This window comes from Pantoea sp. Seng, assembly GCF_009829935.1.
GTDB lineage: Bacteria > Pseudomonadota > Gammaproteobacteria > Enterobacterales > Enterobacteriaceae > Pantoea > Pantoea communis.
In genome coordinates this window covers 259,746-280,242 of sequence record NZ_SZZV01000006.1, presented here as the reverse complement: position 1 = coordinate 280,242, position 20,497 = coordinate 259,746, and the positions used below count along the sequence as shown (strand labels likewise).

Annotated in this window: 17 protein-coding genes; 9 read left to right on the top strand and 8 right to left on the bottom strand. The window is 53.8% G+C overall.

Going from position 1 to position 20,497, the window contains the following annotated elements; genetic code table 11:
- Positions 1–57: 57 nt before the first annotated feature.
- Positions 58–570, bottom strand: a complete 513-nt coding sequence (locus FD737_RS08655) for an SRPBCC domain-containing protein (protein ID WP_160833280.1) — start codon at positions 568–570, stop codon at positions 58–60.
- Between the two features lie 156 nt (positions 571–726).
- On the opposite strand from FD737_RS08655, the gene FD737_RS08650 reads away from it, so the two are divergent.
- Positions 727–1,626 carry a LysR family transcriptional regulator gene (locus FD737_RS08650; protein ID WP_160833279.1) on the top strand — a complete coding sequence of 300 codons (900 nt, stop codon included), beginning with the start codon at positions 727–729 and terminating at the stop codon, positions 1,624–1,626.
- On the opposite strand, the gene FD737_RS08645 is transcribed toward FD737_RS08650, so the two are convergent.
- Complete coding sequence (locus FD737_RS08645) at positions 1,623–2,399, bottom strand: ABC transporter ATP-binding protein (RefSeq protein WP_160833278.1); 777 nt, start codon at positions 2,397–2,399, stop codon at positions 1,623–1,625. The two genes, FD737_RS08650 and FD737_RS08645, sit on opposite strands and share 4 nt — an antisense overlap.
- A 208-nt stretch (positions 2,400–2,607) precedes the next feature.
- Between FD737_RS08645 and FD737_RS08640 the strand changes: the two genes are divergently transcribed.
- The 3 genes from FD737_RS08640 (at position 2,608) to FD737_RS08630 (ending at position 5,854) form a co-directional block, all read left to right on the top strand.
- Positions 2,608–3,681: an ABC transporter substrate-binding protein gene (locus FD737_RS08640; RefSeq protein ID WP_160833277.1), complete on the top strand. Its 1,074-nt coding sequence runs from the start codon at positions 2,608–2,610 to the stop codon at positions 3,679–3,681.
- A 10-nt stretch (positions 3,682–3,691) separates the two neighbouring features.
- The gene (locus FD737_RS08635) at positions 3,692–4,699 is read left to right on the top strand and encodes an ABC transporter permease (RefSeq protein WP_160833276.1); all 1,008 of its coding nucleotides are present in this window, start codon (positions 3,692–3,694) and stop codon (positions 4,697–4,699) included.
- A gap of 105 nt (positions 4,700–4,804) precedes the next feature.
- Positions 4,805–5,854, top strand: a complete 1,050-nt coding sequence (locus FD737_RS08630; RefSeq protein ID WP_160833275.1) for a PLP-dependent cysteine synthase family protein — start codon at positions 4,805–4,807, stop codon at positions 5,852–5,854.
- A 119-nt stretch (positions 5,855–5,973) separates the two neighbouring features.
- On the opposite strand, the gene FD737_RS08625 is transcribed toward FD737_RS08630, so the two are convergent.
- Complete coding sequence (locus tag FD737_RS08625) at positions 5,974–7,032, bottom strand: ABC transporter substrate-binding protein (protein ID WP_097117826.1); 1,059 nt, start codon at positions 7,030–7,032, stop codon at positions 5,974–5,976.
- A 211-nt stretch (positions 7,033–7,243) separates the two neighbouring features.
- On the opposite strand from FD737_RS08625, the gene FD737_RS08620 reads away from it, so the two are divergent.
- Complete coding sequence (locus FD737_RS08620) at positions 7,244–8,392, top strand: acyl-CoA dehydrogenase family protein (protein ID WP_160833274.1); 1,149 nt, start codon at positions 7,244–7,246, stop codon at positions 8,390–8,392.
- 188 nt (positions 8,393–8,580) lie between these two features.
- On the top strand, positions 8,581–9,591 hold the full coding sequence (locus tag FD737_RS08615; RefSeq protein WP_160833273.1) for a nickel/cobalt transporter: 1,011 nt from the start codon (positions 8,581–8,583) through the stop codon (positions 9,589–9,591).
- A 123-nt stretch (positions 9,592–9,714) separates the two neighbouring features.
- Here FD737_RS08615 and fhuE read toward each other — a convergent pair whose 3' ends face one another.
- Positions 9,715–11,910, bottom strand: coding sequence for a ferric-rhodotorulic acid/ferric-coprogen receptor FhuE (gene fhuE / locus FD737_RS08610; RefSeq protein ID WP_160833272.1), 2,196 nt, complete (start codon positions 11,908–11,910; stop codon positions 9,715–9,717).
- 362 nt (positions 11,911–12,272) lie between these two features.
- Positions 12,273–13,154, bottom strand: a complete 882-nt coding sequence (locus FD737_RS08605) for a LysR family transcriptional regulator (RefSeq protein WP_160833271.1) — start codon at positions 13,152–13,154, stop codon at positions 12,273–12,275.
- A gap of 136 nt (positions 13,155–13,290) precedes the next feature.
- Here FD737_RS08605 and FD737_RS08600 point away from each other — a divergent pair, with 136 nt between their 5' ends.
- The 3 genes from FD737_RS08600 (at position 13,291) to FD737_RS08590 (ending at position 16,672) form a co-directional block, all read left to right on the top strand.
- Complete coding sequence (locus FD737_RS08600; RefSeq protein WP_160833270.1) at positions 13,291–14,421, top strand: L-dopachrome tautomerase-related protein; 1,131 nt, start codon at positions 13,291–13,293, stop codon at positions 14,419–14,421.
- Positions 14,422–14,754: 333 nt separating this feature from the next.
- On the top strand, positions 14,755–16,050 hold the full coding sequence (locus FD737_RS08595; protein ID WP_160833269.1) for a CitMHS family transporter: 1,296 nt from the start codon (positions 14,755–14,757) through the stop codon (positions 16,048–16,050).
- 220 nt (positions 16,051–16,270) lie between these two features.
- The gene (locus tag FD737_RS08590) at positions 16,271–16,672 is read left to right on the top strand and encodes an H-NS family nucleoid-associated regulatory protein (protein ID WP_097117820.1); all 402 of its coding nucleotides are present in this window, start codon (positions 16,271–16,273) and stop codon (positions 16,670–16,672) included.
- Between the two features lie 52 nt (positions 16,673–16,724).
- Here the strand turns inward: FD737_RS08590 and FD737_RS08585 are convergent, their stop codons facing one another.
- The 3 genes from FD737_RS08585 to FD737_RS08575 are packed head-to-tail and all read right to left on the bottom strand — an operon-like array spanning position 16,725 to position 20,343.
- On the bottom strand, positions 16,725–17,924 hold the full coding sequence (locus FD737_RS08585; protein ID WP_160833268.1) for an aminotransferase class I/II-fold pyridoxal phosphate-dependent enzyme: 1,200 nt from the start codon (positions 17,922–17,924) through the stop codon (positions 16,725–16,727).
- 18 nt (positions 17,925–17,942) lie between these two features.
- Entirely contained in the window at positions 17,943–19,241 is a 1,299-nt protein-coding gene (locus FD737_RS08580; RefSeq protein ID WP_097117818.1) for an LLM class flavin-dependent oxidoreductase, read from the bottom strand.
- Positions 19,242–19,272: 31 nt separating this feature from the next.
- The gene (locus FD737_RS08575; RefSeq protein ID WP_160833267.1) at positions 19,273–20,343 is read right to left on the bottom strand and encodes an iron-containing alcohol dehydrogenase family protein; all 1,071 of its coding nucleotides are present in this window, start codon (positions 20,341–20,343) and stop codon (positions 19,273–19,275) included.
- Positions 20,344–20,497: the final 154 nt, after the last annotated feature.

Genomic DNA, 20,497 nt, shown 5'->3' with positions numbered 1-20,497 from the left:
CTATTATGGTGAAAGCGGCCTTTCGGCCGCTTTATTTAGGTTTTGACCCTGCATTAATTATTGGCGCGCTTTCGCAGCCGCAACCAATCCATCCAGCCAATCCTGATGACCATTGATCATCGGATTAGGTTTAGCGCTAGCCAGCTCAACCGCCGGTTTGCCATTTTGCGTTTCCTGGGTCAGGATGCGTACGCGATTGTCAGAGAGATCTTCAATCAGCCAGGCATGCAGAACATCTAAACGGTCTTCGCTACCCACTTCGCCCGCCCAACCGTGCCAGGAAACACGGGCGGCTTCACCCGCTTCGGGTGCTACGTACTCGGTGACCTGCGCTTCCACCGGGAAGCCAAAGGTTTCGAAATAGAAGCGGACGCCCTGCGCCAGTTCCGGGCCTTTATTGTCATAGAAGCGCGCATTCGCCGAGTTCTGGTAATAAGTCGGCCAAAGTGACGGCGTGTTCAGCAGAGGCAAGATATCCTGGGTGCTCAAACCTGCAACGATCACTTCGTTGGAACAGTAGTTATCGCTAAAGCCCGGTACAAATCCTTCTGGCCAGTTAATCGCGTTCATTTTCATTTCATTCGTCTCACCGTGGATAAATCGTGGGTGAAGTATCTGACTCCCTATGAAATAAGACCAATCGCCATTATTTATTTTTGATATACGTTTTCGTGATATCTGGTAGCAGCGTATGATGAGGTATTGCCACGCCATCGCCGGAAGATGATGAAAACCGATATCCGCAACCTCGACCTCAATTTGCTCAAAGCGCTGGATGCCTTACTGGATGAGCGCAGCGTCACCCGCGCGGCTGAGCGTTTAGCCCTGACGCAACCCGCAGTCAGCGGCATGTTAACGCGTCTGAGAGAGTGTTTTGATGATCCTCTGTTCACACGGGCGCAGCGCGGCGTTGTTCCGACGTTGCGCGCACTGGAGTTGGCTCAGCCCGTTAAGGCCATTCTGGCGGAAGTGTCTGAACTGTTACAGCCCAAAGCCTTTGAGGCTGCGACTGCCGAAATGACCATTAAGATTGCGGCCACTGATTATGCCCTGCGTGCGGTCATTGTGCCTTTTATGGCCGCATTACGAGCGCAGGCGCCGGGTATCCGCGTGGCGGTATTGCCCGTTAACAACGAGCAGTTATCCGCGCAGTTTGAACGGGGTGACATCGACATCGCGTTGATCACGCCAGACAGTGCCCCACCCGATCTGCATGCCCGCTCGCTGTACGATGAAGAGTATGTGTGTCTCATGCGCGAGGACCATCCACTGTCTGCGCAGACAGGTTTAACGCTCGACAGTTTCTGCGCGCAGGACCACGCCTTAGTTTCCTACGAGGGAGGCAACTTCAAAGGCGTGACGGATGAGGCGTTAGCCGCGGTTGGACGTTCGCGAAGTGTGACACTTTCGGTGTGCAGTTTTTTAGTTTTACCTGAGATCTTACGCGTCAGTGATTTGATCAGCGTGGTGCCGCGTCGCTTAACGCACGATTTACCTGGTTTAAAGGTCTTGCCTCCTCCGTTAGCAATCCAGGGGTTCAACAAAATTGTGGTCTGGCATGAACGCACGCACCGCGATGCCGGACATCGCTGGTTACGTGAATTACTGTTCTCTACGGCGATTTAAGCGGCCGCCTGCTCATTCCCCAGCAGATTCAATATATGGCTGCGCAGCGCCACCAGCTGAGGATCATCACGCCGGCGCGGCCAGGGCAGATCCACCTCAATGACATCCACCACTTTCGCCGGTCTTGGGCTGAACACCACCACACGATTCGACATCACCAGCGCCTCTTCAACGTCATGCGTTACCATTAGCGTGGTGAACTGCTGTTCCTGCCAGAGGTCAACAATCTCCTGCTGCATGCGCAACCGCGTCAACGAGTCGAGCTTGCCTAGTGGTTCATCGAGGATCAGTAAACGCGGCACATTCACCAACGCTCTGGCTAACGCAGCACGTTGAGCCATACCGCCAGACAGCTGATGCGGCCAGGCGCGGGCGAACTGCTTGAGCCCGACACGATCTAGCATCGCGTTAATGCGTTTATCGCGTATTGCGCGGCTCTCACCGCGAATCTGCAATCCCAGACCGACGTTGTCATACACCGTGCGCCATGGATAGAGCGTAGGATCCTGAAACACCACCACGCGTGAAGGATCGGGTGCAGTAATGGCTTTCCCCTCTTCCGCCAGTAAACCGCTGGCTGGAGGTTCCAGCCCGGCGAGCAAACGTAATAAAGTCGATTTCCCGCAACCGGAAGGCCCTAGCAGAGCGACAAATTCACCGGCCTTCACCTGTAAATTGATATTCTCCAGTACCGGTAAGTCACTGCCTTCAAGCGTGAAATGGTGATTCACTTTTTCAATAGCAATATTCACGCCTGCAGAGGTCATGGCCATATTTCGCTCCTGCTAAATAATAGTGTGCCGACAGTTATCAGCAAATAACCATAAGCGTCTCTCTCTCCTGATTGAAATAGCCTTTTCGGCAAACCTATCCGTCATTTTTCATAAAGAAAAACTGCATGACCTCATGCGGGATTGTTATTTGGTGACGGGAAATCACTAAGCGATAGTGCCCGTGATCTTTAATGACAAGGAAAGCAGAATGGCAATGCAAAAATACTTTATGAGCCGGCGCGCATTATTGCGCGGTCTGGGTTTATTTAGCGCCGGTGTAGCGGTGAATCCATTGTTGAGCAGCAATGTTTTCGCCGACGACAAACCGCTTAAAACCATCAAACTGGCGTGGGGACAAACGGCGGTGTGTCAGGCGCCGATTTCCGTTGCCCTGAAACAGGGTTTCTTCAAGAAATATGGCCTCAACGTTGAGCCGGTTAACTTCAGCGGCCCGACCGATGCGCTGCTGCAGGCGATCGCTACCGGGCAAGCCGATGGTGGTATTGGCATGGCGCTACGCTGGCTAAAACCGCTGGAACAAGGCTTTGACGTCGATCTCACCGTCGGGACTCACGGCGGATGCATGCGTTTACTGACCCCGCAAAACAGCGGCATTCGCGATGTAAAAGATTTGGTAGGTAAATCTGTCGCGGTCAGCGATCAGGCCAGCCCAATCCGTAACTTCTTTGCCGTGCAGCTGGCGAAACAGGGCATCGATCCGGACAAACAGGTCAACTGGCTGCAATATCCGCCCGATTTGTTTGGCGAGGCACTGCGTAAAGGCGAAGTACAGGCACTGGCAACCGATGACCCACAAGGTTGGTTGCTGAAGAAACAGCATAACCTGCTGGAAGTCGACAACAACCTGAAAGGTGAATACGCCACCATGACCTGCTGCGTGCTGGGGCTGCGCGGTTCGCTGGTGCGCGACGATCCTGCCACCGCACGGGCCATCACTCAGGCCATCGTCGATGCACAGCAATGGACGGCCGATCATCCCGCCGAAACCGCCAAAATCTTCCAGCCTTTTGTGCCGGGTTCGGTGCCGGTGGAGGACATCACCGCGATGCTCAAAGAGCACACTCACCACCACCACTCCACCGGCGCCCAGCTGCGCAGTGAAGTCGCGACCTATGTTGAGGAGTTGAAGAAGATCAACGTGATTCGCCCGGATACCGATGCGCAGCAGTTTGCCGAAAACTATGTGCCGCAACTGCTGCCCGCCGAATCCGCCCATCAGCACGCCAGTAACATGGCGCACATGAGCAACATGTCGAGTTAAGGAGAGAGTCATGGCCAGTGAAACCCTCACGATTGCCCAACACCGTGCAGCACCGCGCCGCCTGCAACCCGCCGTCTGGGGTGCGCTGTTGCTATGGTGGGCGTTAGTGGCGCTGATGGTGGCGGTACCGGACAAGCCGCAGGGATTTGCTGCCCCGCGCTTTGTCGATCAAACCCATGAACTGTTTGCCGGGATTGCGTTGTTACTCACCGTGTTGGCAATAGCCTCTGGCGTGTTTCCGCGTCTGGCGCTGCTGGCTCCGTTGAAACGTAGCGGGCCGTGGTTGATTGTGCTGGCGCTGCTGATTGGCGTGTGGGAAACCGTGACCGGAAAGCTGGCGCTGTTGCCCGCGCCCTTCTTTGCACCGCCGCGCGCACTGGTCGAAGCCTACGCCACTGACTGGCCACGTCTGCTGGACAGCGTGCTCAATTCGCTGCGTTTGCTGGCCTTTGGTTTTCTCTACGGCAGCGTGGTGGGCTTTGTGACCGGCGTGGCGATAGGCTGGTCGCGAGGACTCGGTTATTGGGTACATCCGATTTTGCGCTTCCTGGGTCCCGTGCCATCCACGGCATTGCTGCCGCTGTCACTTTACTTCTTCCCCTCCAGTTTCTCCGCTGCGGTATTTCTCATCGCCCTGGCCACCTGGTTCCCGGTGACCGTGCTGACCTGGTCCGGCGTTTCCAGCGTCGATACCCGTTACTACGATGTGGCGCGCACGTTGGGCGCCAATTCGATATTCCTGGTGCTGCGCGTGGCGGTACCCGCCGCATTGCCGCACCTGTTTGTCGGCTTATTTATGGGGCTGGGCGCATCGTTCTCGGTGCTGGTTGCCGCAGAGATGATGGGAGTGAAATCGGGCCTTGGTTGGTATCTCCAGTGGGCTCAGGGCTGGGCGGCCTACGCCAATATGTATGCGGCGCTGATCGTGATGGCACTGCTGTTCTCTTCCCTGATCTCCCTGTTATTCCTGGTGCGTGACCGTTTGCTTTCGTGGCAGCGCAGTGCGGTGAAATGGTAACGGCATGGTGATGCGCCTGAAGAAGAACCTTTTAGAAACGTTGCCACATCTCATGGTGCGTCAATCATGACGCCCAGGCAGACTACTCCACCACAGAGGTGAACTATGGTTGCAAAAATTTCCTCGTCAATCACCGAACTGATTGGCAATACCCCGCTGCTGCGGCTCTCGCGTTATGCCCAGCAACAAGAGATTCAGGCCGAAGTGATCGCCAAACTGGAGCTGTTTAATCCTAATCACAGCGTCAAGGATCGCATCGCACTCAGCATGATCGAAGCCGCTGAGCGCAACGGCACCATTCAGCCTGGTGACACGCTGGTTGAAACCACCAGCGGCAATACCGGGATTGGATTGGCGGCGATTGCCGCCGCTAAGGGCTATAAATTCCGCGTCTATATCAATGATTTTGTTAGCATCGAACGCACGCAACTGATTCAGGCTTACGGTGCTGAAGTGGTGCCGTTCAGCACCATTGAGGGCTTCCGAGAGTTTTATGAAGCCAGCAATGGCGATTTTGTCGCCGCCACCAAATGGCTGGCGGAAAAGGTCACCGCTGCGGAGCCGGAAGTCCATTTTTTGTTACAGCTGGAGAATCCCGCCAACCCGGCCGTGCACGTTCAGACTACCGGGCCAGAGATCTGGCGCGACAGCGGCGGCAAGCTGGATATCTTTATTGCGGCAGTGGGAACCGGCGGCACACTGTCGGGAACCGGACGCTATCTCAAACAGCAGTACCCAAGCCTGCAGGTGATCGCGGTGGAGCCTGGCGTGGGTTCACAACCCAGCGAATTGCGTCCGGAACCGCTCGAGATCACCGGGGTGCACGCCTTTAGCAATCAGCCGCCCGAACGCATCCCGGCGAATCTGGACCACCGAGTGTATGACGAAGTGATCGCCGTAGAAACCTGGCAAGCGTATGCGGCGGCACGTCAACTGGCGCTCAGCGAAGGCGTGTTGGTGGGTGACTCTTCCGGGGCCGTATTGTGGGCGGCAGAACAGGTGGCGGCGCGGCCGGAGAATCACGGCAAGCGTATCGTGGTTTTGTTGGCAGATGGCGGCAGCAGCTACCTGTCGACGCAGTTGTTTGCGCATCAGCTGCCTGCTGAGACTTTCAAGCTAGCAAATGCGATTCAGACATCACAAAAGATTGCCTGATTCGCCGGGTTTTCTTTATCACCATGTCATTTATGGCGCATTCCTGAGCAACAACGCTGCTCGATGAATGCGCGATAAATCACTCCGCCACATCAAATTGCGCGTTATAAGATCGCCCCTCACACCAGCACATTGCTGGTGATACCCTTAGCGAACAGCAGCGGATCGGTTTCTGGCCGCAGCACTTTAATAGCCTTCAAATCCCGCGCATAAACATCGATCTCTTTGACGAAGGCATTGCCCACCGAATAGTGCCCATGGGTATGGGTTTTCAGTACGCTGGCGATCTCCTGCGGCGTGGTATTCAGCGCCTGACCGTTGAACTCGCTACCGATCGCTTCGGGATGCTGCGCAGCATAGGCGTGCGCTTGCAGGATGGCATGGGTAATCGCGGCAGCCACCTCTGGCTGTTCGCGAATCAAACCGCCACGCGTGCCCACCACACAGCAACTCAGGTTGGCGTACTCATCCATCAAATTAGTACCGACTTCGCGATAGCCCGGCTTCTGCGCCAGGCGCCACATAATCGGATCTGAACCGCTGGCGGCCTGAATTTCCCCTTTCTCCAACACCATTGGCAGCAAATCTTGGGGGAATACACGCCAGTTCACGTCGGTATTGGGATCGACGCCGTGCTTTTTCAGCATCAGTGAAAAGAAGTTCTTATCTGCGCCCGCCATATCGGTAACGCCGATGGTTTTGCCTTTTAGCTGCTCCAGCGTGGCGGGACCGTCACTGCGCGCTAATAAGCGCATGCAGCCACCGTGCGTGCCTGCGGTGAGTTTCACATCGAAGCCCTGCTCCAGCGCTTTTAACCAGCGCAGTGCCATGCCGATGGCGGCTTCCGCTTTCCCCGTGGCAATCGACTCCAGCAATAATTCGGTGGAATTGCCAAAGTTGACGAATTCCACTTCAAGGTTGTGAGCTTTGAAGAAATTATGTTGATCGGCCACCACAACCGGTGCCAGGCAAATGGCATTAAGGTTCACCGCGAGGCGAATGTGCGTGGGTTTCGCCAGTGCCCACTTACCCGCACCACCCTGCAACAGGTCGCCGGACATCGGCATATTGTGCATCTGATCTTCGGCGAAACTGCGCCCTGGTAAAGTAGACGCCATCATCGCTGCGGCGGAATACCCAAGAAAGCGACGACGCGAAAGTAAATAATTTTCTGGCATGATTTTACTCCCAAAAATATATACAGGTGAAAGAGTGAGCGTTGTAATAATTCATTTCAGAAGCAGGCAGATTAATCGTTAATTAACAGCGCAACCAGCTGTGTAATTATGCCGATTACGCATGTGTTGTGCGGTTTTATTGCTTTTACAGCCTTGCCATATCAGGAAACAATCGACCCTATGTTATTCATCGATAAAAAAGGTTTTCTCAATGGCAAATAACACACTTTTTCTAGCTGAAATATTGCCAGCCCTCACCGAACGATTGGCTGAACATGCTGAAGAAGTTGATCAAAGCGGTGAATTTCCGCGCGCGGCTTTTGCTCATCTGCAACAACTTGGATTGTTGTATTTCGCTTTGCCCGTCTCCGCAGGCGGCGGTGGTGGCGATTTACGCGATTGTCAGGCGATCATTCAGGCAGTCGCGCGCGGCGAACCCTCCGCAGCACTGATTCTGATCATGCAGTATCTCAATACGCGGAGGCTGAGTGAGGAATCTGATTGGCCCGTAAGTGTGCGCGCGACGGTGGCGAGCAGCGTGGTAACCGAGGGCGCGTTAATCAATGCGCTGCGCGTCGAGCCGGAACTGGGTACGCCTGCGCGTGGCGGTTTGCCCGCAACCCGAGCGCGAAGAACCGCCGAGGGCTGGCGCATCAGTGGCGAGAAGATTTACTCCACCGGCAGCTATGGGCTGAGCTGGTTTCTCGTCTGGGCCAGCAGTGATGATGTCGATCCGCTGGTCGGCGGTTATCTGGTGGCCGCCGATGCGCCAGGCATCCAAATCGTCGATGAATGGGATCATCTGGGAATGCGCGGCACCTGTAGCCATCGCGTTGTGTTAGATGAGGTGCTCATTCCGCTCAATCACGCAGTCAGCGTTGCACCCTGGAGCATACCGAAAGCAGGGTTAAATGAAGAAGAGTCTGTGTGGCTGGCGGTGCTGCTCGGCTCGCTGTATGACGCGATTGCTCAAAGTGCACGCGACTGGTTTATCGGCTTTTTACAACAGCGCGCTCCTGCCAACCTCGGTGCACCGCTGGCATCCTTGCCACGTTTTCAGGAGTTAGTCGGACAGATTGATACACTGCTGTTCACTAATCACACGCTACTTAACAGTGCCGCACGCGGTCAAGTGGCTAGCGGCCATACAGCACAGATCAAACAGGTGGTGACAGAAAATGCCATCCGTGCCGTTGAGCTGATGGTGGAAAACATTGGTAATCATGCGTTAACGCGCCACCATCCGTTACAACGTCACTATCGTAATGTGTTGTGTGGTCGCATTCACACCCCGCAGAGTGATGCCATTTTCACTTCCGTGGGCAAAACCGCCCTGGCTGCTGTAAAGAATACTTCATAACGTTACGTTTGCGCAGGTGACATGGGCACTGATGCTTTTGAGCCAGGTTGCTGCTTCCAGCATCACCAACCTGTGTTTTCACGTTTAATGGCTATTGGAGCGCCCAGATTACTTCCGCCTTACACCCTATAAAATCGCACTAAAATCCTGCATGCTGTCCGTTTTAAGGGCCGCGATATCTGATAGCTATGACTGCCACTAAAAATGGATTTACTCTTGTAGCGCTGGCAATTTTTGCCGCGCTCGCCGTGCTTTTTTCTCAATGGACGGCGTTTCTCGCCTGGTCACTGCAAACGCAGATCCAACTCCACCGCCTGCTGGTGACGCATCTGCTGCAAATCAATAGCGGGCAATACAGCGCGGGGTTGTGGTTGATTGGCGTGACCTTTATTTATGGCATTTTGCACGCGGTTGGCCCTGGACATGGCAAATTTATCGTCACCACCTGGCTCACTACTCATCAACCGCCGCGTGGTGTCGCCCTCACCGTGCCGTTTCTTGGCAGCCTGGTGCAGGGCCTCAGCGCCATCGCCTTTGTGTTTATCCTGGCCGTTGGCTTTAACCTGACGACTGGCGATCTCAGCACTAGTCGCTGGTATCTGGAAAAAGCCAGCGCGCTGTTTATCGCCGCGCTCGGCGTGATGATGATGGTGCAAGCCTGGCGAGGTCGCAATAAGCATCTGTACCAACATCAACATCTGCACCAAGATCAGCATCAGCATCAGCATCAGCATCAGCATCAAGATGAGCATGAGCATGAGCATGAGCATGAGCATGAGCATGAGCATGAGCAGCATCATGACGGCTGTGGCCATCATCACGGCATAATTACGGAATCAGTGGATAACTGGAAAGCGTGGATCGGCATTATTATTGCCACGGGCGCACGCCCTTGCAGCGGCGCACTCACAGTGCTGCTGTTTGCTAGCGTGATTGGTATTACCCGTTGGGGCATGTTTGCGGTGATGACCATGGCACTCGGCACCGGCATGGCGCTGGTTGCGCTGGCCCTGTTTGTTCGCCATTTCCGTCATCGCGCGGGAGAATTGTGGTTGGCTGAGTCATCGCCACGCACGCACCAAATACTGGGGATGGTACGTATTGCCGGAGGCGCTTTGCTGATCTTATTTGCGCTGGTGCTGTTTTTAACCGTGGTACCGATCAGTGCGAACGGGGATTATATTGCGGCGGGATGTTGATAATTTATCAAGTCTGATGCGAACAACGCCGGGCCGGCATCCTTGCCGCCCCTGCCATTAACTCACGAACACCCACGTGAATCCTGGCAGAGCACCCATCGCTGCGTGCCCGGTTGGTTGAAATCAGAAACGGTAAGACGCAGTCACCGAGAAGCTACGAGGTTCGCCATAAACGATGCCGCCACTACCGACGTTTTCGTCATACTCTTTGTCGAACAGGTTGTTCAGATTTCCCTGCACGCTCAGGTTTTTCGTCACGTCGTAACGTGCGAAAAGATCAACCAACGCATAGCTGCCCTGACGTGCGCGCCAGGTGCCATTGCCGTCCGGTGCGCCAACGTCTTTGTACGTCTTCGACTGCCAGTTCACACCGCCGCCCAGCGTCAGCTGATCTAGCATCGGCAGACGATAGCTGGTGAACAGGTTGAACGAGGTGCGTGGCAGCTGTGAGTTGTAGTTCTCACCATCACGGTCTTCAGCCACATAGGTGGTGCCACCGAAGGTCATCTGCCAGTTATCCGTCAGCGCACCGTTCACTTCGAACTCGACGCCACGGCTGACTACGCCACTCTTACCAACGTAGATGGCATTACCGGTATCCGGGTTGGTCGCCCCAGTTGCTTCCGCAACGTTGTCCAGTTCTGAACGGAATACTGAAATTGAAGTGGTCAGACGGCTGTTCAACCAATCAGACTTAACACCAGCTTCATAGTTCTTACCAATGACAGGTGAAAGGTAACCACCCGAAGCATCCTGATAATCTTGTGGCTGGAATACTGAGGTATAGCTAGCGTAAGCTGACCAGTTATCATAGAAGTCCCAAATCACACCGCCGTAAGGTGTCGTGTTGTTCTTCTCCATCTCTGCACTCAGCGTCTCACGATTCCAGTTGGTATAACGCGCACCTAAAATAACATGTAGCGGATCGGCCAGTGAAAGGCGAGTAGCGACATAAGCGGATTTCTGACGTACTAATTGCGTGTCTGATGCCGGCTCACGTGGATTCCAGTCGGTTTCCGGGAAGTTGCCATTGAAGTTATTGAAATTGCCCAGCTCGGCCGGCGAAATATTTGCCCACGCGCTGTAGTATTTATTATCCTGACGGCTGTAATTCACACCCACCATCAGTTCATGTTGGCGACCTAACAATTCATACGGGCCGCTGGCGAACGCATCGACGGCATCGACTTTACGTTTACCGGTGTTGTATCCAGTGCCGCCTACAACAGGGTAATTAGCATATGGCGAGGTGCCGATACCGGTGTTCTTATCGAAATAGCCATCAATGTAGAGCTGCTTACTGTCGAGGAACATCTCATTGTGTGTGCCGTTAAGCGTAATGTTCCAGCCGTTATCGAAGTTCTGCTGCAGGTTAACAAAGACCTTTTTGTTTTCTTTGTTATTGTAAGCCCACTCTGGCGAAGTGTTGTACCCGCGACGTAGATGCGTTTGTGAACCGTCAGTATACCAACGCGGCGAACCACTCCACATTGGGGAGTCGGTATCGACCTGGGTAAATTCATAACCCATAGACAGCTTGGTTTTGTCGGTCAGGTCAGCATCCACCACACCGTAAATGAACTTCTTCTCGAAACCATAGCGCTCGATAAAGCTGTTTTTATCTTCGTAACCTGCGACTACACGACCACGCACGTTGCTTTCAGGCGACAGCGGCGCAGAGAGATCGGCGACATAGCGCTGTTTATCCCAGCTGCCGTAGCTCGCTTCCAGATTCCCGGTGAACTCTTTGCTGTCGGCGTGCTTACGCACCATGTTGATGGAAGCTGACGGGTTACCTGGGCCGGTCAACAGGCCGGTGGCACCGCGCACCACTTCAACGCGCTCGTACAACGCCATATCGGTTTGGGCATCGCCCAGGTTCCAGCGTGATGCAAAAGCGGTAGGTATGCCATCAACCATGTAGTTATCGATGATGAAACCGCGTGAGTAGTAGTTCGTACGATCCATATCGCTGCTGACGCCTCTAATACCGGTGGTATTCGACAGTACGTCATTCAGGGATTGCAGCTGCTGATCTTGCATACGCTGCTTGCTGACAATGCTGACCGATTGCGGAATATCACGTGCGGTCAATGCCATTTTGGTACCGGCACGGGTGACCGGGACGCTGTAATCTTTTGCTGCCTGCTCTTGCGCATCGCTGCTGGCGCTGGCATCCACAGTCAGAGTTTGTTCTGTTTTGGTGCTATCCGCGGCCTGGGCAATACCTGACGCTACCATCATTGCCAGTACAGAGATACGCAATGCACGTTGCGGTGCACGGCCTGATTCCCTGACGCGCTTTTCTTTGAAAGACATAATATTCCTCAATCAACTTATCGTTATTTTGTGTTGGCGGCATAGCTGCTGACGTCTGTTAGATCCAGCCATAAATAACGTGCTGAAAAGGAATATCAGGATGAGGTATTTCCCGACCGTGCCGTCCTGGCACAAACAGAACGACCGTAAAAATGCCGTTAAGAAAGCAAATGAGAAATATACGCATTAAGATTACTATTGCAAGAAATTGTTACCGGTTATCCGGCAATTTTACATTTGGATATTTCCTTATTCTTCAATGATTAATAATACAGGTGGGTTATTTTCGGACATTATCACGCAGATTATTGGAGCAAACCTGTGATAAATCACAGGTTCTCGTCGTGATGGTATTCAACGGATCACCAGGGCCAGCGTTTTTCCGCCAAATCCACCAGAAGACGTGACGCGGGGGAAAGCTCACTGAGTGAGCGGAATTGCCAGCCAAAGGTACGCGGCATCATGACCAGCGGCAGTGGAATTTCAATCAACTCACCGCCCTCACCTTTTAATAAGCGGCGGGAAAGAAAACTCAACAACTGGGTTTGCGCCAGCACGGCGCGCAGCGGGGACAGCGTATTACTTTCCATTTGCGCGCGCGGCGCCGCATAGCCACCGCTGCGCAAGCGTTGTTCCAGCCACTGACGCGTCGCGACGTTATCGGAAGGTAACAACCAGTTATATTCATCAAGCTGTTCAGGCGTCGGATGAATGTTCGCCAGCGGATGGTGACGACTGGCGGCAATCACCACCGGATCCTCAATCAGCGGACGGGTAATAAACTCGCTGTTCCCCTGTGGCAGAAAACCAAGAATCAGATCGACCTTGTTCTCACGCAGTAACTTTTGCAGCAAATCATTCATCCCGACCGTCACTTCGAGTCTGGCGGTGGGAGCTTTGTGCAACAAGTCCTTACTCAGTACCGGTAGCATAAATTCCGCTGCCGTGGCCGCCACGCCCAACCGGATCACGCCCGCCGTTCCCGCACCCAGCGCCTGTAAATCCTGTCGGGTGACCTGCATCATGTGCACGACTTTTTGAGCACGTTCACAAAGTAGTAGTCCCGCTTCGGTGAGTTGCATCCCACGCCCCAACTTGAGAATTAACCGCGTGGCGTAAAACTTCTCCAGACGTTGCAGACATTTGGTTAAGGCGGGCTGAGTGATACCAAGGGATTGCGCCGCCTTACCCAGATGTCCTGTTTCCTTCACCGCCAGCAGATAATGCAGATCTTTCAGTTCCATTCATTCCCACCAGGAATCAATTGATAAAATTCAGAGAATATAATTTATCACTCTACGCTGCCAGGATGGAATGACATTAACAACAGAGCAACACGCTGTTCGCGTCACCTTGTGGCGCTTAACAAGGGAGTAAAGGATGAAACATTCACTGAAAGCACTGGTTACGATGATCGCTTTGGCCAGCAGCGCCCAGGTTTTGGCACAAGACACGCTGCCCGTGACGTTGCCAACGCAACAGGACAGTCGTCTGGAGCAGGTCGCCACCTCACCACGCGTGTGGAATGGCATTACCGTCAGTCATGACAACCGTCTGTTCGCCTCGTTAACGCAATCGGAAGGGACGGGTCTGCAACTGGCAGAAGTGATCAACAATCAGCTGAGAGCGTTTCCCGATGACAGCTGGAACCAGTGGAACGCTAACGATCCGGAGCATCATTTCTACCACGTGAATGCGTTGCGTATCGGCCCGGATGGCAATCTGTGGGTGATGGATTCGGGCAATAAAGGAATTGGTACTGGCGATCAGGCCGTGCCCGGTGGCGCTAAGCTGGTCCACATTAGCCTGGCCACTGGCAAAGTGTTGAACAGCTATGTGTTCAAGGCACCGACGCTGCAACCCACCAGCTATCTGGATGATGTGCGTTTTAATGGTGATTTCGCCTATATCACCGATCCGGGTGCGGTGGGATTAGTGGTGCTGAACCTGAAAAGTGGCAAAAGCTGGCGGGTGCTGGATAATCACCCTCTCTCGATTGATCATCAGCCGATTTATGCAGATGGCAAGAAGTTGATTCTGCGCGATGGCCGTGAAAAACGCGTGGGTCTCGATCAGCTGGAAGTTTCGCCGGATGGCAAATGGCTCTATTACCAGGCGATCCCGGGGCCGCTGGCTCGCATTGAAACCCGTTATCTGAACGACAGTGCCCTATCGGCTGCAGAAGTGGCGAAGCATGCGGAGAAAGTACGCGAAACCTGGAGCACCGGCGGAACGGCCATTGATGCCGAAGGCAATATCTATGCGTCGGATATCAATACCCGCAGCATTAAACGTATTGCGCCCGATGGCAAAGTCACTACCGTGGTGCAGGATCCCCGCCTGGTGTGGATTGACGCGATGTGGGTATCTGACGGCGCACTGTGGATGCCGTCCGGACAGATCAATCGCACGCCTGCGACCACCGGCGGCAAACCGTCAACCGTGGAATATCCGGTGAAGCTGTACCGTCTGCCGTTACCGATTAAGCCTTCGCCGCGGGATCATCAATAAGCCATAACGTGCCGATTAAAGCTATTTAGCGCGGTAGTCACGCCGCGCTTATTCAACGATCTCTTTATTGATAAACAGGAGGAAATAACACCCAGATAAATCATCACCGTTCGCTATTTTAAATTTATTAAAACTAAGAGGTTACGCACAACTTTCGCGTATACCTAACCTTGTGCCTGCCGAAAAAAACGCTGGATAATATTGCCAGATAGACGAGGTTGCAGAAGGTTAATTTGAACAATAAATAATCATTCGCTGTTTTTTATTTATTCCGAACACATTGCGTTTGCTACCCACAAACGTGCTCTATCCCTCTGGACAGGAACCCTCGTCATGCTGCTGATCATCAGTCTGCTTATGATAATCTGCTTTATTGGCTTATTAATGAGCAAAAAGCTTTCCGCTCTGACTGCATTAATCCTTATCCCCACGCTATTCGCATTGTTATCTGGCCATGGCGCGGATATGGGTGCCATGGTGATCAAAGGATTGCGTACCGTTGCGCCCACTGGCGTCATGTTGATATTCGCGATGCTCTATTTTATGAGCGTAACGGATGCTGGGATGTTTGATCCGATTATTAAAAGAATCGTTTCTGCAGTCGATGGCGATCCGGTGAAAATATTTGTCGGCACCGCACTGCTTGGCTTTATTGTTGCCCTGGATGGTGATGGCGCGACCGTATATATGATCGTGCTTTCCGCGTTTATGCCGATATATGAACGCATCGGATTATCAAAGCTCAGCGTTGCCGCTCTGCTATTACAGTGCACCGGGCTGGGCAATATGTTCCCGTGGGGTGGACCCACGGCGCGTGCGGCCGCCGCCGTTCAGGCTGACGTCTCTGCTCTGTTTGTACCGCTGCTTTTTCCGCTGCTGGCCTGCGTGGCATGGACTTTTATCCTGGCGGTGATGCTCGGCAGAAGTGAACGCAAACGTCTGGGTTTCCAGCCGCATGTCCCGGTGGAACCTGCCGTGCTGCAGTTTGAAGAGAAACACTGCGTGGCCTGGCGTTTCTGGTTTAACTGGGCGCTGACCATTGCATTGATGACCTTCCTGGTTCTGGATGTGATGCCCATGGCGTATCTGTTTATGCTGGCCACCGCCATCATGTTCGTTGTCAATTATCCGCAACTGAGCCAACAGCAGGAGCAGATCGGCCGCCATGCGCCCGCCATCCTTGCCGTAGCCGGATTGATTTTCGCTGCGGCGGTGTTTACCGGCATTTTTGCTGAAACCGGTATGGCGAACGCGCTGGCACAGGCGATTGTGCACACTATTCCCGCTGCACTCGGCCCTTATCTGGCGGTGATTACTGCCTTGATCAGTATTCCCGTCACCTGGATGGTATCGAACGATGTGTTCTATTTCGGCATGCTGCCGGTGCTGGTGCAGGCTGCCGGACACTACGGTATCGAACCGATTGAAATGGCTCGCGCGGCATTAGTCGGTCAGCCGGTTCATATTCTCAGCCCACTGGTTGCCTCGACCTATTTATTGGTCGGCATGCTGAAACTGGATTATGCACAGACACAACGGTTCACGCTGCGTTGGTCGTTTATCACCTCAATTGTATTATTAGTGGTCGCACTGATCACCGGTTGCTTCCCGTTTTATCGCAGTCTATAGAATATATTTATCTCCTTGTAGCCGCTATTTTCCGCGGCTACACCCTCGACTGGCTTGAGTGAAATATCTGCTTTATGTCTTATTGCTCGATATTGACACCACTCTGCTGAAAGCTTATTTTCCGGACAATTCTGCATTATGGGTAATATTTTCATTTGATTAAAATTAACGTAGAATGCCCCCCTCTCATCTTCGTTATATAAGTTATAAGGGTTTATTCATGAGCGATGCACTCAAAGCATTGAACAATCTTCGTACGCTGCGTGCCCATGCGCGTGATGTTGAGATTGCGGTATTAGACGAAATGCTGGAAAAGTTCGCCGTGGTGGTTGCAGAACGCCGTGAAGAAGCGGAAGCGAATAATGCCGCTCAGCGCGAAAAAGAAGAAAAACTGGCGCTGTATAAAGAGATGCTGCTGAATGATGGCATCGATATTAGTGAATTAACGAAATTAAACCAGAGCGAAACCAAACCGAAAGCGAAACGCGCTCCACGTCCGGCGAAATATAAGTTCACCGACGAAAACGGTCAGGAAAAATTCTGGACTGGTCAGGGTCGTACACCTTCACCGATCAAATCCGTATTAGATGCGGGCGGTTCGATGGATGAGTTTCTGATTTAAACGATCCGCATGGATATTGTAGGGTCGCCATTCCTGGCGACCGATTAAATCCCTATTTCAACACTGCACAGGCTGCCGCAATGCGTTTTCCGGCTTCGCGCACGCTTTCAATATCCGTGGCAATCGACAAACGGAAATACGGTGACAAGCCATACGCACTGCCCGCTACGCCAGATACGCCGCTCTCCAGCAGATAATTCAGCACATCCTGTTCGCTTTCCAGCGTACGTTCATCAGCACGCGATTTGCCCAACAGGCCAGCACAGCGACAGAAGATAAAGAACGCCCCTTCGGGATTCAACACCTCAATGCCTTCAACCGGGCTTAGCTGCGCCATAATCGCATCGCGACGCGCCTGATAGGCCGCACGTTGCGGTGGCAGGAAATCCAGGCCGCCGTTCAGCGCCGCTACCGCTGCCGCCTGACTGATGGCGCAGGCACCAGAACTGTTCTGCGACTGCACTACCACCATGGCATCAATCAGCGCTTGCGGACCGGCACCAAAGCCGATGCGCCAGCCTGTCATGGCATAGGTTTTCGATACGCCGCCCACCAGCAGAATGCGCTCGGCTAAATCTGGCGCTACCTGCAACAAGCTGACGTGTTCACGTCCATCAAACAGAATGTGTTCATACAGTTCATCCAGCATGATCCATACGTTGGGATGGTCACGTAGCACCGCTGCCAGTGCAGTTAATTCTGCTGCGTTATACACCGCACCGGATGGATTGCCGGGATTATTCAGCACCAGCCAGCGGGTTTTGTCGGTGATCGCTTGCGCCAGCTGCAGCGGCTGCAGCTTGTACTCTTGCTCCAGCGGGCACTCCAGCAGCACCGCGTCGCCGCCGTTAAAACGCACGCTATCCGGGAACGTCGGCCAGTATGGCACCGGCACAATCACCTCATCGCCGTCATTCAAGGTGGCGGCGAAGGCGTTGAAGATGATCTGCTTCGCCCCGTTGGCGATACAAATCTGCCCCAACGCATAATCCAGCTGATTTTCACGTGCCAGTTTGGCCTGCACCGCTTTACGCAGCGGCGTGGTGCCATTGGTCGGCGTATAGCGCGTCTCACCATTATTCATAGCTTCAACGGCAGCATCACGGATGTGCTGTGGCGTATCAAAATCCGGCTCACCGGTGGTGAGATCCAGAATATCCACGCCCTGCTCTTTCAGCTGGCGCGTCAACTGACGCGCCGCGGCATTGGCAGAGAGCGACACAGACTGCACACGCTTTGATAAGGTGACCATGTTCAGCTCCTAAATGGTTTACAGCGCGGGCAAACCGAGGTTCTCGCGCAGCGTGGCGAATTCGTAATCATCGCGGAACAGACCACGGCGACGCAGTTCCGGGATCACCAGCTCGACGAACAGATCCAGTTGCTCTGACATGATGGCAGGCATGATGTTGAAACCATCGGCTCCGCCCTCTTTCAGCCACAGCTCAAAGTCATCGGCGATGTCTTCTGCGGTGCCGACAATCACGCGATGGCCACGCGAACCGGCTGCCACGGCGGCCAGCTCACGCAAGGTCAGGTTTTCGCGCTTCGCCATATCCGTCATTAATTTGACGCGGCTCTGGTTACCTTCGCCGAGCGGCACTTCAGGAACCGGACCATCCAGCGGATACTGGCTCAGATCCATGCTGAAACGCAGCGACAGCTGACGCAGACCGTTTTCGATATCCACTAGCGTGTTCAGCTCTTTCCACAGAGCTTTGGCTTCTTCACGGGTACGTCCGACAATCGGCATCACGCCCGGCATGATCACCACATGATCCGGATTACGCCCGGCGGCAATCACCTGATCTTTCTGCGAGCGGTAGAAGGTTTGCGCCTCTTCCAGACTGGCGGCAGCGGTGAAGATCACTTCGGCGGTTTCGGCCGCCAGTTTTTGACCGTCTGCAGATGAACCGGCTTCGATGATCACCGGACGTCCCTGCGGAGAACGCGTGATGTTCAGCGGACCCTGTACCTGGAAGTGCTCGCCGTCATGATCAATCGACTTAATTTTGTCATTAACGAAGTATTCACCGGTCTCTTTGTTCGGTTGTACCGCCCCCGCTTCCCAACCTTCCCACAGCTTGTTGGTCACTTCGAGGAACTCACGTGCACGTGCATAGCGCTCGGCGTGGTTTGGCATATCGCTGCGGCTAAAGTTACGCGCCACGTCGGTGGAGAACGACGTCACCACGTTCCACGCTGCGCGACCACGGCTGATGTGATCCAGCGACGAGAAGCTGCGAGCCATGGTGAATGGATCGCTAAAAGTGGTGGATGCCGTCGCTGCCAGGCCAATACGTTTGGTGTTCACCGCCAGCGCCGACAACATGGTTAGCGGCTCAAGGCGCGCCATGGTCGAAGGCAAACGGTACATGCTGGTCGCCAGCGCATCACCGACGAAGAACAGATCGAATTTACCCGCTTCGGCTTTTTTTGCGATGGTGATCAGCCAGTCAATGTCAGTGGGATCGCCGAGTTTTTCCGTGAGACGCCAGCCGCTGACGTGTTGTCCGACTGGTTGTACGAAGAGGCCCAAGCGGATGCGTTGTGGTTGTGCAGTAGCCATGAAGTTGTCCTGGTCGATAAAAGAGTAAAAGTTAGAAACGGTTTTCGGTTGCCAGCAGCGCCTGTTCTAACGCATCCGCATGAATGCGGAACGGCAGACGTTCAGCGCTGGCCGCCGGAAATTTAATCTGTTCTGCAATCGTGCGTATCGCCGCCGCGCGCTCGCCGGTCAGCGGCGCCAGCGTCAATGGCATCGCGTACTGACGCAGCAGTGCCAGCAGTTCTGCATCAGGCACACCATCGTGTTCAATCAGCGATTGCACCAGCAGGCTGTAGCCAACCTTCTCGCCGTGCAGCCAATGATGCAGCTCAGGCTGGTGCGTCAGACGGTTATGAATGGCATGAGCAAAGCCGGGGGTGGGAAGTTGATCGCGCACGCTGTTCGCCAGGCCTGCCAGTACGATGTTGGCATCAATCACCTTCACCAACTCCGGCGTGACTTGCTGTTTTTCATTGGCGCTGACGGCGGCTTCACCCAGTTGGCGATAAACATCCAGCGCTCGTTGCGCCGTCATTACTTTGAGATCGAGCGCCAGATCGTGCGGGTTACTGCGCAGGTAAGGGGCAAATTCGTAATACTTCGCCAGCGCATCGACAATACCCGCTTTGAGATAGCGCACATCGCTGCAGGCGATCACTTCACTGTCCACCAGCACCAGCTCCGGCATTTTCCCCAGCGGCTGGCTGCGCACGTGGCCGCCCTGCTCGTTATAAATGATGGCAACCGGTGACCATGCAGCGCAGGTCGCCGCCAAAGTAGCGAAGTTAATCACCTTCAGATCCGGTAACTGGCTACCCACCGCTTTAGCGGCATCCAGTACGCGCCCACCGCCCACGGCAAACAGCAGTTCTGCTTGCTGTTGCTCAACGTTGGTTTTGAGCGCTTCGATCACGGCATCGGTGCATTCACCGTGCAGATACTCCAACTCCCAGCGGATACCGTTGGTTTCTAAACTCTGGCTTAATTCCGGGTTAACCGCTTGCCAGGCATGGGGAGAAGTGAAAATGCGGATATGTGTGGCATAAGGTTTGATAAATTCACCAGCACGCTTACGCAGGCCAGCTTCATGTGCATAAGCACGCGGAGATTTGATCGCTAACACGTCGTCACCCTGATTAAGAATAAGGCTATAACGAGAAAAGTTATTTTATTTCATGGGGTTAATGCGAAATAGTTATAGCGCTATGTAATTTATGCATACTACGGTAAATCGCGATATAAGCAATGGAAAAGCCGCCATTTCATTTTCACAAATT